At 53.1% G+C, this 16,214-nt stretch carries 15 protein-coding genes; 12 read left to right on the forward strand and 3 right to left on the reverse strand.

The genetic code is table 11. The annotated features are described in order from the left end of the window. Positions 1 to 197 precede the first annotated feature (197 nt). Entirely contained in the window at positions 198 to 953 is a 756-nt protein-coding gene (gene mlaA / locus OGV98_RS04810) for a phospholipid-binding lipoprotein MlaA (RefSeq protein WP_003028190.1), read from the forward strand. Between the two features lie 59 nt (positions 954 to 1,012). On the opposite strand, the gene fadL is transcribed toward mlaA, so the two are convergent. Then, the gene (fadL, locus tag OGV98_RS04815; RefSeq protein WP_032941151.1) at positions 1,013 to 2,344 is read right to left on the reverse strand and encodes a long-chain fatty acid transporter FadL; all 1,332 of its coding nucleotides are present in this window, start codon (positions 2,342 to 2,344) and stop codon (positions 1,013 to 1,015) included. Positions 2,345 to 2,715: 371 nt separating this feature from the next. Between fadL and OGV98_RS04820 the strand changes: the two genes are divergently transcribed. From OGV98_RS04820 to sixA, 4 genes are all read left to right on the forward strand, one after another. Continuing rightward, positions 2,716 to 3,000 (forward strand): YfcZ/YiiS family protein, encoded by a 285-nt coding sequence (locus OGV98_RS04820; RefSeq protein WP_003834838.1) that lies wholly within the window; start codon positions 2,716 to 2,718, stop codon positions 2,998 to 3,000. 177 nt (positions 3,001 to 3,177) lie between these two features. Beyond that, a complete protein-coding gene (gene fadI / locus OGV98_RS04825; protein WP_016150715.1) occupies positions 3,178 to 4,488 on the forward strand; it encodes an acetyl-CoA C-acyltransferase FadI in 1,311 nt (436 codons plus the stop codon). Continuing rightward, on the forward strand, positions 4,488 to 6,635 hold the full coding sequence (gene fadJ, locus OGV98_RS04830) for a fatty acid oxidation complex subunit alpha FadJ (protein WP_087878871.1): 2,148 nt from the start codon (positions 4,488 to 4,490) through the stop codon (positions 6,633 to 6,635). Before fadI ends, fadJ begins: the two co-directional genes overlap by 1 nt. Positions 6,636 to 6,843: 208 nt before the next feature. Beyond that, positions 6,844 to 7,329 (forward strand): phosphohistidine phosphatase SixA, encoded by a 486-nt coding sequence (sixA, locus tag OGV98_RS04835; RefSeq protein WP_003028179.1) that lies wholly within the window; start codon positions 6,844 to 6,846, stop codon positions 7,327 to 7,329. Between the two features lie 80 nt (positions 7,330 to 7,409). On the opposite strand, the gene smrB is transcribed toward sixA, so the two are convergent. After that, positions 7,410 to 7,961, reverse strand: coding sequence for an endonuclease SmrB (gene smrB, locus OGV98_RS04840; protein WP_003839296.1), 552 nt, complete (start codon positions 7,959 to 7,961; stop codon positions 7,410 to 7,412). 166 nt (positions 7,962 to 8,127) lie between these two features. Here smrB and prmB point away from each other — a divergent pair, with 166 nt between their 5' ends. From prmB to OGV98_RS04870, 6 genes are read left to right on the forward strand one after another with little or no spacing between them, the layout of a single operon-like run. Then, positions 8,128 to 9,060, forward strand: coding sequence for a 50S ribosomal protein L3 N(5)-glutamine methyltransferase (gene prmB, locus OGV98_RS04845; protein ID WP_003028173.1), 933 nt, complete (start codon positions 8,128 to 8,130; stop codon positions 9,058 to 9,060). 39 nt (positions 9,061 to 9,099) lie between these two features. Continuing rightward, on the forward strand, positions 9,100 to 10,185 hold the full coding sequence (aroC, locus tag OGV98_RS04850; protein WP_003028170.1) for a chorismate synthase: 1,086 nt from the start codon (positions 9,100 to 9,102) through the stop codon (positions 10,183 to 10,185). 3 nt (positions 10,186 to 10,188) lie between these two features. Further along, positions 10,189 to 11,013 (forward strand): penicillin-insensitive murein endopeptidase, encoded by an 825-nt coding sequence (mepA, locus tag OGV98_RS04855; protein WP_048232455.1) that lies wholly within the window; start codon positions 10,189 to 10,191, stop codon positions 11,011 to 11,013. Beyond that, entirely contained in the window at positions 11,013 to 11,822 is an 810-nt protein-coding gene (locus OGV98_RS04860) for a sulfite exporter TauE/SafE family protein (RefSeq protein ID WP_003028167.1), read from the forward strand. The genes mepA and OGV98_RS04860 overlap by 1 nt, the downstream gene beginning before the upstream one ends. Then, the gene (locus OGV98_RS04865) at positions 11,822 to 12,370 is read left to right on the forward strand and encodes an elongation factor P hydroxylase (protein ID WP_003834819.1); all 549 of its coding nucleotides are present in this window, start codon (positions 11,822 to 11,824) and stop codon (positions 12,368 to 12,370) included. The genes OGV98_RS04860 and OGV98_RS04865 overlap by 1 nt, the downstream gene beginning before the upstream one ends. Positions 12,371 to 12,402: 32 nt before the next feature. Beyond that, entirely contained in the window at positions 12,403 to 12,678 is a 276-nt protein-coding gene (locus OGV98_RS04870) for a YfcL family protein (protein WP_003028163.1), read from the forward strand. Between the two features lie 114 nt (positions 12,679 to 12,792). Here the strand turns inward: OGV98_RS04870 and mnmC are convergent, their stop codons facing one another. Further along, a complete protein-coding gene (gene mnmC, locus OGV98_RS04875; RefSeq protein WP_202581136.1) occupies positions 12,793 to 14,793 on the reverse strand; it encodes a bifunctional tRNA (5-methylaminomethyl-2-thiouridine)(34)-methyltransferase MnmC2/FAD-dependent 5-carboxymethylaminomethyl-2-thiouridine(34) oxidoreductase MnmC1 in 2,001 nt (666 codons plus the stop codon). A gap of 159 nt (positions 14,794 to 14,952) precedes the next feature. Between mnmC and fabB the strand changes: the two genes are divergently transcribed. Beyond that, positions 14,953 to 16,167: a beta-ketoacyl-ACP synthase I gene (fabB, locus tag OGV98_RS04880; protein ID WP_003834815.1), complete on the forward strand. Its 1,215-nt coding sequence runs from the start codon at positions 14,953 to 14,955 to the stop codon at positions 16,165 to 16,167. Positions 16,168 to 16,214 lie beyond the last annotated feature (47 nt).

A 16,214-nucleotide genomic window follows, 5' to 3' on the forward strand; every position in this document is an offset into this window, starting at 1 on the left:
CGTTTGTTTTTATCGGGTTAGTTAGAATAGAACCGCCGCGGAGTGCGTATTACCAGGCTATGATCAAATCAGTAAGACAGGGTATATAGACATCATTTGACGTGCTGTTACAATCGCTCACATCTAAACAGGCGGATACGTCATCGTTCCGTCATGGATGGCAATCAGCGATAGCCATAAAACACAGGGAGATACTTATGAAGCTTCGCCTGTCGGCGCTTGCGCTGGGAACCACACTTTTGGTGGGGTGTGCGAGCTCCGGTACTGAACAGCAGGGGCGTTCGGACCCATTTGAAGGGTTCAACCGTACCATGTACAACTTCAACTTTAACGTGTTGGATCCCTATGTTGTTCGACCGGTAGCAGTGGCCTGGCGTGATTATGTTCCGCAGCCGGCGCGTAATGGTTTAAGCAACTTTACGGGGAACCTTGAAGAACCGGCCGTCATGGTCAACTATTTCCTGCAAGGCGATCCTTATCAGGGGATGGTGCACTTTACTCGTTTCTTCCTGAATACCCTGTTAGGTATGGGCGGCTTTATCGATGTGGCAGGTATGGCTAATCCGAAGTTGCAACGCGTTGAACCACACCGCTTTGGCAGTACGTTAGGCCACTATGACGTGGGTTACGGGCCGTATATGCAGCTTCCGTTCTACGGTAGTTTCACACTGCGTGATGACGGCGGCGATATGGTCGATACCCTGTATCCGGTACTGTCCTGGCTGACCTGGCCGTTGTCGATAGGCAAATGGACGGTTGAAGGGATTGAAACTCGCGCGCAATTGCTCGACTCTGACGGTCTGCTGCGTCAGTCTTCCGATCCTTACATTATGGTGCGTGAAGCTTACTTCCAGCGTCATGACTTTATTGCGAACGGTGGGAAACTCAAACCAGAAGAAAACCCGAACGCGAAAGACATTCAGGACGATTTAAAAGAGATCGATTCTGAGTAAGGAATTGGGCAAATAAAAAGGTGAGCTAAAAAGCTCACCTTTTTTACGTCTGAAGATAATCAGAATGCGTAGTTCAAGTTCATACCGTACAACCAGGCTTTCCCTTCAGATTCAAAGGAGTATGGGCCTTCTTCGAACTTCACTTTCTGACCGTGCATATAAGAGATGCCAACATCCAACGAGGCATCCTTATTAAAGGCGTAGGTTGTGCCCGCGCTCAGCCAGAAGCGGTCCTGATCCGGAATAGAGATGGAACGACGGTTTGCCGGAACCGGGCTATCATCAAAGGCGATACCGGTACGGAACGTCCAGGTATCATCATAGTAATAAGTAGTACCGAGCGCGATGCGATAGGAGTCTTTGAAGCCTTCTTCTTTATAGAACAAGGTTTGGCCGTTGTTGCCTTTTGCTTTCAGCTCCTGGAACTGACTCCAGCTGGTATAAGCCATGCTGTAGTGAACCGCCCACTGTGGTGCAACGCGGTTATAACCTGAAAACTCCCACATTTCCGGCAGGTTCAGATCAAGTGAACCATCGATCGTACTGCCGTTGGTTCCTGCTGGCAGGCTGGCGAACACTGGACGCAACTGCGCAGGAATACGATCCATTGATGGCAGATTGCTGCGGTAATCACCGTTGAAGTCAATTTTTACTTCAGAACGGTAGGTGAAACCGTAGCGGTTATCTTTGTCTACTTCATAAAGAAGACCAGCATTCCAACCGAAGCCCCATTCGTCACCTTTCAAGCGCGCAATCTGTGTATCTGCCGGATATTGCGCAGCCAGTGATGGAGGAATTCTACCCCCGGAGCCTGCAACGATCTGCTGTGGTAAATCGCCTGCATAGCGTTCAAGCTTCGCTTTGGCATAGATGGCGTTTAAACCGAGACCGAAGCTAAAATGATTGTTCAGGCGATAAGCACCGCTCAGGTTTAAATTGAGCGTTTCCAAATCGGTTTTTCCGCCCATCGAGCCTGCTGTGTAATTATTGTTAAACTCCGTAGCCAAGCCGTAGTTAGAGGTGACTGAGGCCCCCCAACCAAACTGATCGTTAATCGGAGCAACAAAATGCACGTTCGGTATCCAGGCTGTTGGGGCGATATTATCCTGGCTGGCGTCATTGCCAATACGCGAGCGACCGGAAATATCTACATCCGGGTCAACGAAAATTGCACCCGCAGAAAAAGTAGGGCGATCGAACATCATAATCAGTGCCGGGTTACGACTGGCGTTTCCTGCATCATCCGCAATTGCGCCTTCACCCGAATATGCCCGGCCAAGGCCAGAGGAAGAAAATTCGTTTAACTGAAAGCCTGCAGACCAGGCCTGTGTGGAGATAATTGCCACTGCGACTGCGAGAGCAGACTTTGTAAACAGGGTTTTCTGGCTCATGACCATAACCTCATAGATTTATTTTTATACAAACAATGTTACATACCGTAACAGGAGCGCGAAGTGTAGGGTCTGAGGTACGACTTAGAAATCAGACCAGTGGCGTGAGTATAGGTCGGACCAGCTGGAATGTTGCAAGTATGTTTATAAATATTTTCAAATTTGATCAGAGAAACGCGATCCAGCTGGCAAAATTGCGGAGGTGCGCACTCACCTGTTTGGGCGATTTTTGTTTTAGATCATTTTTAAGTGTGATTTCGGTCACTTATCGCATTTCGTACAATTAACGACTGGAGAGGCGAATAATGGGAGCGTAAAATATCCCCATCGTTTATCTGGCACCTCAGGTGCGAATACAGAGGAAATCTACAATGAGTAAATGCAGTGCTGATGAAACCCCGGTTTGCTGCTGTATGGATGTTGGCACCATCATGGACAACTCCGATTGCACCGCGTCCTACAGCCGTGTGTTCGCGAATCGCGCAGAGGCAGAAGAAACACTGGCCGCTCTGACTGAAAAGGCACGTGGCGTGGAATCTGAGCCTTGCCAAATCACTTCGACCTTTACTGAAGAGTCAGAAGGTGTGCGTCTGGATATCGACTTTGTTTTTGCCTGTGAAGCTGAAACGCTGATTTTCCAGCTGGGCCTGCGTTAATCCCCCTCTGCAAAAGCCCTTGCTATCTGATAGCAAGGGCTTTTTCGTAACTGTCAGTGATTATTCACTGTGTCTTAGCTCCCACTTTCTTTTCTCCCCGCTTGGCTAAATGTAAAAAATTGGTTAAGACTATGATCAGGTCAGACCACTTATTTTATTTTTTTACAGGGGAGTGTTATGAGTCAGGCTTTACCGCTGGTTACCCGCCAGGGCGACCGTATTGCCATTGTAAGTGGATTGCGTACGCCATTTGCTCGTCAGGCTACCGCGTTTCATGGCATTCCCGCCGTTGATTTAGGAAAGATGGTCGTCGGTGAGCTGCTGGCGCGCAGCGAAATTCCTGCCGATGTGATCGAGCAACTGGTTTTTGGCCAGGTGGTGCAAATGCCTGAAGCACCAAATATTGCTCGTGAAATTGTGCTGGGAACCGGTATGAATGTACATACCGATGCATACAGCGTGAGCAGGGCCTGCGCGACCAGTTTCCAGGCGGTGGCGAATGTCGCGGAAAGCCTGATGGCGGGGTCTATTCGTGCTGGAATTGCGGGTGGTGCGGACTCCTCGTCAGTCTTGCCTATTGGCGTTAGTAAAAAGCTGGCGCGGGTGCTGGTGGATGTCAATAAGGCCCGGACAACCGGTCAACGCCTTAAACTCTTTTCCCGATTGCGCTTACGTGACCTGATGCCTGTGCCGCCGGCCGTCGCCGAGTATTCCACCGGTTTGCGTATGGGGGATACGGCTGAGCAAATGGCCAAAACCTATGGTATTACCCGAGAGCAGCAGGATGCTCTGGCGCACCGCTCTCATCAGCGTGCCGCTCAGGCATGGGCTGAAGGAAAGCTGGCTGATGAGGTAATGACTACCTACGCGCCACCATTTAAAGATCCTTTTTCAGAAGATAACAACATTCGCGGTAACTCTACGCTGGCCGATTACGCCAAACTACGTCCGGCGTTTGACCGCAAGCACGGCACCGTCACCGCGGCAAACAGTACCCCGCTAACGGACGGCGCAGCCGCCGTGATCATGATGACGGAGTCGCGTGCGAAAGAGTTGGGGCTGGTGCCGCTGGGGTACTTGCGTAGTTTTGCTTTTACCGCCATCGATGTCTGGCAGGACATGCTGCTGGGACCGGCGTGGTCAACACCGCTTGCCCTGGAGAGAGCCGGTCTGACGATGGCAGATTTAACCCTGATCGATATGCATGAAGCCTTTGCCGCGCAAACGCTGGCGAATCTTCAGCTGTTGGGTAGCGAACGTTTTGCCCGCGACGTGCTGGGCAGGAGGCATGCCACTGGCGAGGTTGATGACAGTAAATTTAACGTGCTGGGCGGATCGATTGCCTATGGACACCCCTTTGCTGCCACCGGTGCGCGCATGATCACTCAAACCCTCCATGAGCTGCGTCGTCGTGGCGGCGGTTTTGGTTTAGTGACAGCCTGTGCAGCTGGTGGTCTGGGTGCGGCAATGGTTCTGGAGGCGGAATAATGGAAATGACATCGGCTTTTACACTAAACGTACGTCTGGATAACGTTGCTGTTGTCACCATTGATGTGCCCGGAGAGAAAATGAACACCCTGAAAGCAGAGTTTGCTTCTCAGGTGCGGGCCATTCTGAAACAAATCCGCGATAACAAAGCATTGCGTGGTGTGGTGTTTATTTCGGCTAAACCCGATAACTTCATTGCCGGGGCGGATATCAACATGATTGGTAGCTGTCGCAGCGCGCAGGAAGCCGAAACGCTGGCCCGTCAGGGGCAGCAGATGATGGCGGAAATTAATGCTTTACCGATCCCGGTTATCGCCGCGATTCATGGTGCATGCCTCGGCGGTGGCCTGGAGATGGCGCTGGCGTGCCACAACCGTATTTGTACCGATGATGCTAAAACCGTACTGGGTTTACCGGAAGTACAACTTGGCTTGTTGCCCGGCTCCGGTGGTACGCAGCGGCTGCCGCGCCTGATTGGCGTCAGTACCGCACTGGATATGATCCTCACCGGAAAACAATTACGCGCAAAACAGGCGCTGAAAGTTGGTTTAGTGGATGAAGTTGTACCGCATTCCATTTTGCTGGAAGCGGCCGTTGAACTGGCTAAAAAGGACAGTTCTGCGCAACGAACACTGCCCGTAAGAGAGCGAGTGTTGGCGGGGCCGCTGGGGCGGGCACTGTTGTTCCGTATGGCCAGTAAAAAGACGGCGCAAAAAACGCAAGGTAACTACCCTGCAACAGAACGTATACTTGAGGTCATCGAAACCGGGCTAGCGCAAGGCAGCAGTAGTGGTTACGACGCAGAGGCCCGCGCGTTTGGTGAGCTGGCGATGACATCCCAGTCTCAGGCGCTACGGCACATCTTTTTTGCCAACACCGACGTGAAAAAGGATCCGGGAAGCGATGCGAAGCCCGGTCCGCTGGACAGCGTTGGCATTTTGGGCGGCGGTCTGATGGGGGGCGGTATTGCTTATGTGACGGCCTGTAAAGGCGGCTTGCCTGTGCGCATCAAAGATATAAATGCTAAGGGAATCAATCATGCGCTGAAGTATAGCTGGGATCAGCTTGAAACGAAGGTTCGCCGCCGTCATATCAAAGCCAGCGAACGCGATAAACAACTGGCGCTGATTTCGGGATCGATCGACTACCGTGGCTTTGCGCATCGCGATTTGATTATTGAAGCCGTGTTTGAAGATCTGTCGCTAAAACAACGGATGGTGGCAGAAGTTGAGCAAAATTGCGCACCTCATACCGTTTTTGCTTCTAATACCTCATCTTTGCCCATTGGCGATATTGCTGCGAATGCTACCAGGCCTGAACAAGTGATTGGTTTACACTTTTTTAGTCCGGTGGAAAAAATGCCGTTGGTCGAAGTGATCCCACATGCCACGACCTCCGAGCAGACGATTGCAACTACCGTTAAGTTAGCGAAAAAACAGGGCAAAACGCCGATAGTGGTCAGAGATAAGGCCGGCTTTTACGTTAACCGCATTTTAGCGCCTTATATTAACGAAGCGATTCGTATGTTGACCGAGGGCGAGCGGGTCGAAACCATAGACGCCGCGCTGGTTAAGTTTGGTTTTCCAGTTGGGCCAATCCAACTTTTGGATGAGGTCGGAATTGATACGGGCACTAAAATTATACCAGTGCTTGAGGCTGCATATGGAGAACGTTTTAGCGCGCCTGCAAATGTTGTTGCTTCAATTTTGAATGACGATCGCAAAGGTAGAAAAAATGGTCGGGGTTTCTATCTTTATGGTGTGAAAGGGCGTAAAAGCAAAAAACAGGTCGACCCTGCAATTTATACGCTTATTGGCGTTCAGGGTCAGGGCCGACTTACCGCTGCGCAGGTAGCAGAGCGGTGCGTCATGTTAATGCTCAATGAAGCTGCTCGTTGTTTCGACGAGAAGATAGTCCGTAGCGCACGTGATGGCGACATCGGCGCTGTATTTGGTATTGGTTTTCCGCCATTCCTCGGCGGCCCGTTCCGGTATATGGATTCACTCGGCGCGGGAGATGTGGTTGCGACTCTGCAACGGCTGACCACGCAATACGGCTCGCGGTTTGCGCCGTGTGAACAGTTATTGCAGATGGCGGCACACAGTGAAAAATTCTGGAATATTGGGGAAACTGACCTGAATTCATGAGGTCAAACGTAGGATGAATCCGCACTGAATGTATGGCTCGCGCTCAAAATGTAAACAGAGATTGACTATACTTACGCCGTTGAGGTAAAAAACAGCGTTTCATTCGGTGAATGGATAAGGCACAATGCCGGCCACCATATCGTTATCACAGCCAATAGGGGCTGTGAATAAAGGTATTGGTGATTCTGGTTAACAAAAGCGGTGCAATATGCAAGTTTTTATCATGCGTCACGGCGACGCGGCCCTCGATGCCGCCAGTGATTCGGTTCGTCCCTTAACCTCCTGTGGTTGTGACGAATCTCGCCTGATGGCGAACTGGCTGAAAGGTCAAAAAGTGGATATCGAACGTGTTCTGGTGAGCCCGTTCCTGCGAGCCGAACAAACGCTGGATGTGGTGGGGGAGTGTATGAACCTGCCAACCGGTGTGGATGTTTTGCCGGAGTTGACTCCTTGCGGCGATGTCGGTCTGGTCAGTGCCTATTTACAGGCTCTGGCCAATGAAGGTATCGCCACGGCACTGGTTATCTCTCACTTGCCTTTAGTGGGGTATCTGGTGTCTGAGCTTTGCCCAGGTGAAACACCGCCGATGTTTACCACATCAGCGATTGCCAGCGTAACGCTTGATGAGAGCGGGAAGGGAACTTTTAACTGGCAGATGAGCCCGTGTAACCTGAAAATGGCAAAAGCGATTTAAAAAGGTTGGTATCGGATAAGGCGCAGCCGTCATCCGAAAATGCAAAGAGCCGCAAACGCGGCTCTTTCTGTTTTTCTGCATCACGGAAGTTCGGGCGGTAGCCACTCTTCTACTTCAATTAGCACCAGCAGCGCGGCGTCGCCACCGTACTCTTTCGGTGCCTGATGAAAAGCCATCACGTGCGGATGCTGGGCCAGCCAAAGCGGCGTTTGCTGTTTCAAAATATGTTTTCCGTGGCCATGCATCACGCAGGCGCAAAATACATGCTCACGACGACAGGCGGCAATCAGCGCGCCTAACTCTTGTTTGGCCTGCTGCTGGGTCAGCCCATGCAGATCGAGAAACAGCTCCGGAGAGTAATCGCCACGGCGCATTTTCTTCAGTTCGAAATGGCTGACGTCGGCACGCAAGTATCTTACCGGGCCGTCCGTATTCAGCAGCGGCTGAAACTCATCCGAGAAATAGTGGCTGGCATCAGCCTGCTCCTGTAGCAGTCTTTTAACCGGAACCTCGGCAATTTTTTTACGTGGAGGTCGGTGAACAATGGTGTCCTGTTTAATTTTACGCGTGCCGGTCATCAGCTGGCGAAACAGCGTCTGATCCTCCTCGCTGAGCGATGTTTTCTTTTTCATTCGAGAGTCTCAACTTTTATTTTCCATTAGTTTAACCCGACTCGGCGGGCATCCGATCGCTTAAAACGCAATTTTCGCGCTCAGGCCCTGTGTGAATGCTGATTTATCGCCGTCTTCGTGGCAAACTAGCCGCCGAAATTAATACGAGCATGCCCTGGAGGAATACGTGGATAAAATTTTCGTCGATGAAGCAGTGAGTGAACTGCATACCATTCAGGACATGTTGCGTTGGGCGGTCAGCCGTTTTAGCGCGGCGAACATCTGGTATGGCCATGGCACGGATAACCCATGGGACGAGGCCGTACAACTGGTGCTGCCGTCACTTTATTTGCCGTTGGATATTCCGGAAGACATGCGTACCGCGCGTCTGACCTCGAGTGAGCGTCATCGTATTGTTGAACGCGTGATTCGCCGCGTCAACGAGCGCATTCCGGTTGCTTATCTGACCAACAAAGCCTGGTTTTGCGGGCATGAGTTTTATGTTGATGAACGCGTGCTGGTTCCGCGTTCACCGATTGGCGAGCTTATCAATAACCGCTTTGCGGGCCTTATTAATGAGCAGCCGCAGCATATCCTCGATATGTGTACCGGCAGCGGTTGTATTGCCATTGCCTGCGCGTATGCCTTCCCGGAAGCCGAAGTTGATGCGGTGGATATCTCCACTGACGCGCTGGCGGTGACCGAACACAATATTGAAGAACACGGCCTGATCCATCACGTCACGCCGATCCGTTCCGATCTGTTCCGCGATCTGCTGAAAGTCCAGTATGACCTGATTGTGACCAACCCGCCGTATGTCGATGCGGAAGATATGTCCGATCTGCCAAACGAATATCGTCACGAACCTGAGCTGGGTCTGGCGTCCGGCAGTGATGGGCTGAAACTTACCCGCCGCATTCTGGGGAACGCCCCAGACTACCTGTCAGATAACGGTATTCTGATTTGTGAAGTCGGAAACAGCATGGTACATCTGATAGAGCAATATCCGGATGTACCGTTCACCTGGCTGGAGTTCGACAACGGCGGTGACGGCGTATTCATGCTGACCAAAGAGCAGTTAGTTGCTGCTCGTGAGCACTTCAGCATTTATAAAGACTAATTACACGCGCACATACACAACACTCATAACGGAGCCGTGATGGCAGGAAACACAATTGGGCAACTCTTTCGCGTAACCACTTTCGGCGAATCACACGGGCTGGCGCTCGGTTGTATTGTCGATGGTGTTCCGCCGGGCATTTCTCTGACAGAAGCTGACCTGCAGCACGATCTCGACAGACGGCGTCCAGGCACATCGCGCTACACTACGCAGCGTCGTGAGCCGGATCAGGTGAAAATCCTCTCCGGGGTGTTCGAGGGCGTTACCACTGGCACCAGCATTGGCCTGCTGATCGAAAATACCGATCAGCGTTCACAGGATTACGGCGCGATTAAGGACGTTTTTCGTCCAGGACACGCCGACTATACCTATGAGCAGAAATATGGCCTGCGCGACTACCGTGGTGGCGGGCGTTCGTCCGCACGTGAAACAGCGATGCGCGTGGCGGCCGGAGCGATTGCCAAAAAATATCTGGCGGAAAAGTTCGGCGTTGAGATTCGCGGTTGCCTGACGCAGATGGGTGATATTCCTTTGGAGATCAAAGACTGGTCCCAGGTGGAACTTAACCCGTTCTTTTGTCCGGACCCGGATAAACTCGAAGCGCTGGACGAACTGATGCGCGGGCTGAAGAAAGAGGGCGATTCCATCGGGGCGAAGGTGACCGTTGTTGCAAGCGGTGTGCCTGCGGGTCTTGGCGAACCTGTATTCGACCGCCTGGATGCCGACATCGCCCATGCGCTGATGAGCATTAACGCCGTTAAGGGCGTTGAGATTGGCGACGGATTTGACGTTGTTGCGCTGCGTGGTAGCCAGAACCGAGATGAAATCACCAAAGAAGGTTTCCAGAGTAACCATGCGGGCGGCATTCTGGGTGGGATCAGCAGCGGGCAACAAATCATTGCTCATATGGCGCTGAAACCGACGTCTAGTATTACCGTTCCAGGGCGCACCATTAACCGCTTTGGTGAAGAAGTCGAAATGATCACTAAAGGTCGTCACGATCCGTGCGTTGGGATCCGCGCCGTACCGATCGCCGAGGCGATGCTGGCGATCGTATTGATGGATCACCTGCTGCGTCAGCGGGCGCAAAATGCGGACGTGAAAACCGATATTCCACGCTGGTAAGAGATGAACAAAACGGCACTTGCGGCGCTGGCTCTGTTTGCCAGTACCGCCTGTCTGGCGGCGACGCCCTGGCAGAAAATTACCCATCCGGTTGCGGGCAGCGCGCAGTCTATCGGCGCGTTTTCCAATGGCTGTATTGTTGGCGCAGATACGCTGCCTGTACAGTCAGAACATTATCAGGTGATGCGCACCGATCAGCGTCGTTACTTTGGCCATCCGGATCTGGTGAGGTTTATCCAGCGTCTGAGTAATCAGGCTAATAGTCAGGGGCTAGGCACGGTGTTAATCGGCGATATGGGTATGCCGGCCGGTGGGCGATTCAATGGCGGTCACGCCAGCCACCAGACGGGACTGGATGTGGATATTTTCCTGCAACTGCCGAAAACGCGCTGGACCCAGTCGCAACTGCTGCGGCCGCAGGCGTTAGATCTGGTCTCACAGGACGGCAAACGTGTTGTGCCATCACTGTGGAAACCGGAGATTTTTAGCCTGGTAAGGCTGGCTGCAAAAGATAATGAAGTAACGCGTATTTTCGTGAATCCGGCGATTAAGCAACAACTTTGTCTGGATGCAGGGACCGACAGGGACTGGTTGCGTAAAGTGCGGCCATGGTTCCAGCATCGTGCGCATATGCACGTGCGGTTACGTTGCCCTGCCGACAGCCTTGAGTGCGAAGATCAACCGTTACCGCCACCGGGTGACGGCTGTGGCGCAGAGCTGCAAAGCTGGTTCGAACCTCCAAAACCTGGAACCACCAAGCCTGAGAAGAAGACACCGCCGCCGTTGCCGCCTTCCTGCCAGGCGCTACTGGACGAGCATGTACTCTAATGGATCATTTTGCCTCTCTGTTTATGGTGTCGCCACTGCTGCTAGGTGTGCTGTTTTTTGTGGCGATGCTGGCAGGTTTTATTGATTCTCTGGCCGGAGGCGGTGGTCTACTCACCATCCCGGCATTGATGGCGGCCGGGATGCCACCAGCGCAAGCGCTGGCGACCAATAAGTTGCAAGCCTGCGGGGGATCTATCTCTTCCTCCCTCTATTTTATTCGTCGTGGCGTGGTTAATCTGGCGGATCAGAAGCTCAATATCTTCATGACGTTTGTCGGATCAATGAGCGGGGCGCTATTGGTTCAGCACGTGCAGTCAGATGTTCTGCGCCAGATCCTGCCGGTTCTGGTTATCTGTATTGGCCTTTACTTTCTGTTGATGCCGAAAGTGGGGGAAGAGGACCGACAGCGTCGATTGCACGGTTTACCTTTCGCGCTGGTGGCGGGAGGCTGCGTCGGTTTTTACGATGGCTTTTTTGGTCCGGCGGCAGGGTCGTTCTACGCGCTGGCCTTTGTCATGCTGTGCGGATACAACCTGGCGAAATCGACGGCCCACGCCAAAGTATTAAATGCCACATCGAATATCGGTGGGTTGTTGTTGTTTGCCCTCGGCGGCAAAGTGATTTGGGCGACAGGTTTTGTGATGCTCATTGGCCAGTTTATTGGCGCACGGATGGGCTCTCGACTGGTGCTCAGCAAAGGACAAAAACTCATTCGGCCAATGATCGTTATTGTCTCCGCCGTGATGAGCGCCAAGCTACTTTATGATAATCATGGACAGGAGATTCTCCACTGGCTGGGGATGAATTAATGAATAATACGCATCACTACGAACAGTTAATTGAGATTTTTAACGGCTGCTTTGCCGATGAATTTAATACCCGTCTGATTAAAGGCGACGACGAACCGATCTATCTTCCTGCGGATGCGGAATTACCGTATCACCGTATCGTTTTTGCGCATGGTTATTACGCCAGTGCGTTACACGAAATTTCACACTGGTGCATCGCCGGTAAAGCTCGTCGTGAGCTGGTCGATTTTGGTTACTGGTACTGCCCGGACGGACGCGACGCGAAGACACAATGCCAGTTTGAAGATGTGGAAGTGAAGCCGCAGGCGTTTGACTGGCTGTTTTGCATGGCGGCGGGGTACCCGTTTAACGTCAGTTGCGACAACCTCGAAGGGGACTTTGAACCAGACCGCGTGGTATTCCAGCGCCGTGTTCATGCTCAGGTAATGGAGTACCTGGAAAAGGGGATCCCTGAACGTCCGGCGCGTTTTATTAACGCGTTACAGAATTATTATCACACGCCTGAACTTACGGCGGAACAATTCCCGTGGCCCGAAGCGCTCAACTGAAGCCGCTGCCACGTTTACAATGAGGAAAGAAGATGATCGCGGAGTTTGAATCACGCATTCTGGCATTAATCGACGATATGGTAGAGCACGCCAGCGATGATGAGTTGTTTGCCAGTGGCTATTTGCGTGGGCACCTGACGCTGGCTGTGGCTGAGTTGGATGCTGGCGAGGACCATTCCGCTGAGGCATTGTACGCCAATGTGACCAGCAGCCTGGAAAAAGCCATCAGCGCAGGCGAACTCTCGCCGCGTGACCAGGCGTTAGTGAAAGAGATGTGGGACACTTTATTTCAAAAGGCAACGCAATAATAATTGCAGTGGATTGTGCCGGATGGCGACGCGAAGGCGTCTTATCCGGCCTACGTGGACGGGGGTTGTTGGCCTGATAAGCGTAGCGCCATCAGGCAATGATGAGATGGTATCTTATTTCACCGCTTTACCCTTCAATAACTTCCTTACCCACAGACGATTCGGATTCAGCGCAGCCAGCGTGCTGGCATCCATAGGGATAGGTTCATCGCTCATTTGCGATGCCAGAATTTCTGCACACAGCGGGGCAGTACACAGCCCGCGCGAGCCCAGCGCACCCAACATAAATAAATCGGAATAAACCGGGGCGTTTACGGCGTGCTCTCTGTCTTCGGCAAGAGTGGCATACTGGCTGAGCGTGGCGTCATAATCCGCGACGTTGCCGACCATCGGCATGTGATCGCGCGTGGCGCAGCGCACTCCACAACGGGCGGCATTGCCACTAACGTCTACTTCTTTTGCCCACGCGGCATTCGGGAAACAATCTATTAAGCGCTGACGGTTTTGCTGCTGATCGTCAGCACGATACACCGTTTCTTCACTTCCGCGATGATAACTGGCGCCAATGCAGTGCTGCTGATTTTGCGGGTTGTGCGGCGTGAGGTAGCCGTCATAGCACAGCACCTGACGCAGCGCTGAAAGCGAAGGCGTAGTAGGAATGTGACTCACCTGACCGCCTACGGAGTACACCGGTAGCGACTGCGTCTGTTCAACGCTGTTAATGCGATGCCCGTTAGCCAGCACTACCGCAGCGTGAGTGGCGGTTGCTCCATTGGCAAACGCCAATTTCCAGTTTTCTGTCTGTCGAGACAGTGAGGCCAGCGTATGTTGATACCGGGTGCGTAATCCCAGCGTTGCGGCATAGTCGAATACGGCGGCGGTTAACTGTGCCGGACACAGCCATCCTCCGGCGGGGTACTGAATCCCGCCGCATCCGGTTTTTACGCCGGTCGTTTGTAAAACCTGCTCTGCGTCAACCCCGACGGCGAGCGCATCGGGCAATTCAAGGGACAACATTTGGTCGATTTTTTGCTGGCTTTTCTCATCCCACGCCAGTTGCGTCACGCCGCACCAGTCATGCGCGAACTCAACTTGGAGGGCGTCATACAGCCGGCGGGCGAAGGTAAACGCGGTGGGAAAAAATAGATTAATGGCCGCGTCATGCTTGCTCAGTAGCGGATAAAGAGCGCCCTGGCGATTACCTGATGCGCCTTCGGCTGGTTTCGCGTCTGCGCAATAGAGCGTGACCTGCCAGCCACGGCGCAGGAGTGCCAGCGACAGCAATGCGCTGGCGATGCCTCCGCCAATTATAGCGGCTTCGCGCTTATCTGTGCCCGTGCGCATGAACCACGGAGCCGATGAAGGGCGCGCCAGAGTCTGTTCCATGACGCCACAAAGCATTTCGCGTTTGCGACCAAAGCCTTTGCACTTTTGCATCGTAAATCCGGCTTCCTGCAACCCCCGTCGCACAAAGCCTGCTGAGGTGAAGGTAGCCAGCGTGCCGCCGGGGCGAGCCAGACGGGCCATTGCGTTAAACAGCGTTGGCGTCCACATATCCGGATTTTTTGCCGGCGCGAAACCGTCCAGAAACCAGGCATCCACTTTTTGATTCAGGGAGTCATCCAGCTTGCTGGTCAGTTCGTTAATATCGCCAAACCACAGATCCAGCGTGACGCGTCCTTCATCAAGGAGCAGGCGATGGCATCCCGCCAGCGGCAGCGGCCATTGCTCTTGCAGCGCCGTGGCCCACGGGGCAAGTTCTGGCCAGTGCTGATGGGCTAAGGTCAGATCTTCACGCGTCAGCGGAAATTTTTCAAAACTGATGAAATGTAATCTTTCCAGGGTAGCGTCAGGGTGGGTATCGAGGAATTCGGCAAACGCCTGCCAGAGTGTCAGGAAGTTAAGTCCGGTGCCAAACCCGCTTTCGGCCACCACGAAGAGGGGACGTGAATGCGCAGGGAATCGCTGGGCGAGATGATTCCCGCCGAGAAAGACGTAACGTGTCTCTTCCAGCCCGTTATCATTAGAAAAATAGACATCGTCAAAATCTCGGGAAACAGGTGTACCCTCAGCGTTGAATTCAAGGTTGGCAGGTTGTATAGCGTATTGTTTCACGTAAGTTACTCGTCTGGCAGGCTGTGCCCCGATCTTAGCGATGAGTGCCTGGCTGCGCAAATTTCCACATTAAATGGCTGATCGGACTTGTTCGGCGTACAAGTGTACGCTATTGTGCCACTCGAAACTTTAAAATAGTGCGACTTACAGAGGTATTGAATGAAACGTGCAGTGATTACTGGCTTGGGCATCGTTTCCAGCATCGGTAATAACCAGCAGGAAGTCCTGGCATCTCTGCGTGAAGGACGTTCAGGGATCACTTTCTCTCAGGAGCTGAAGGACTCCGGCATGCGTAGCCACGTATGGGGCAACGTAAAACTGGATACCACTGGCCTCATTGACCGCAAAGTAGTGCGCTTCATGAGCGACGCATCCATCTATGCATTCCTTTCTATGGAACAGGCAGTGGCTGATGCCGGCCTTGCAGCAGAAGATTACCAGAATAACCCGCGCGTTGGCCTGATTGCAGGTTCCGGCGGCGGCTCCCCGCGTTTTCAGGTGTTCGGTGCTGACGCAATGCGTAGCCCGCGTGGCCTGAAAGCGGTTGGCCCGTATGTGGTCACCAAAGCGATGGCGTCCGGCGTTTCTGCCTGCCTCGCAACGCCGTTCAAAATCCACGGCGTAAACTACTCTATCAGCTCTGCCTGTGCGACATCTGCGCACTGTATCGGCAACGCAGTAGAACAAATTCAGCTGGGCAAGCAAGACATCGTTTTCGCTGGCGGCGGCGAAGAGCTGTGCTGGGAAATGGCGTGTGAATTCGACGCCATGGGCGCGCTGTCTACCAAATATAACGACGATCCATCCAAAGCTTCCCGTACCTATGACGCACACCGTGACGGTTTCGTTATTGCTGGCGGCGGTGGTATGGTTGTGGTCGAAGAGCTGGAACACGCTCTGGCACGTGGCGCGCACATCTATGCGGAAATCGTCGGTTACGGCGCAACGTCCGATGGCGCAGACATGGTTGCTCCGTCTGGCGAAGGCGCAGTACGTTGCATGCAGATGGCGATGCACGGCGTAGACACGCCGATCGACTACCTGAACTCCCACGGTACCTCTACTCCGGTAGGCGACGTGAAAGAGCTGGGTGCGATTCGTGAAGTGTTTGGCGACAACAGCCCGGCAATCTCCGCAACCAAAGCGATGACCGGTCACTCACTGGGCGCGGCTGGCGTTCAGGAAGCTATCTACTCTCTGCTGATGCTGGAACACGGTTTTATCGCGCCAAGCATCAACATTGAAGAGCTGGACGAGCAGGCGGCAGGTCTGAACATCGTGACCAAACCGACCGAGCAGGCGCTGACGACTGTAATGTCCAACAGCTTCGGTTTTGGCGGCACCAACGCCACGCTGGTTATGCGTAAGCTGTAAGCGTAAGACTGAAATATTATGCAAGAGGGGAGCCTGATGGCTCCCTT

Source organism: Citrobacter sp. Cf136 (assembly GCF_030333815.1).
Classification (GTDB): domain Bacteria; phylum Pseudomonadota; class Gammaproteobacteria; order Enterobacterales; family Enterobacteriaceae; genus Citrobacter; species Citrobacter freundii.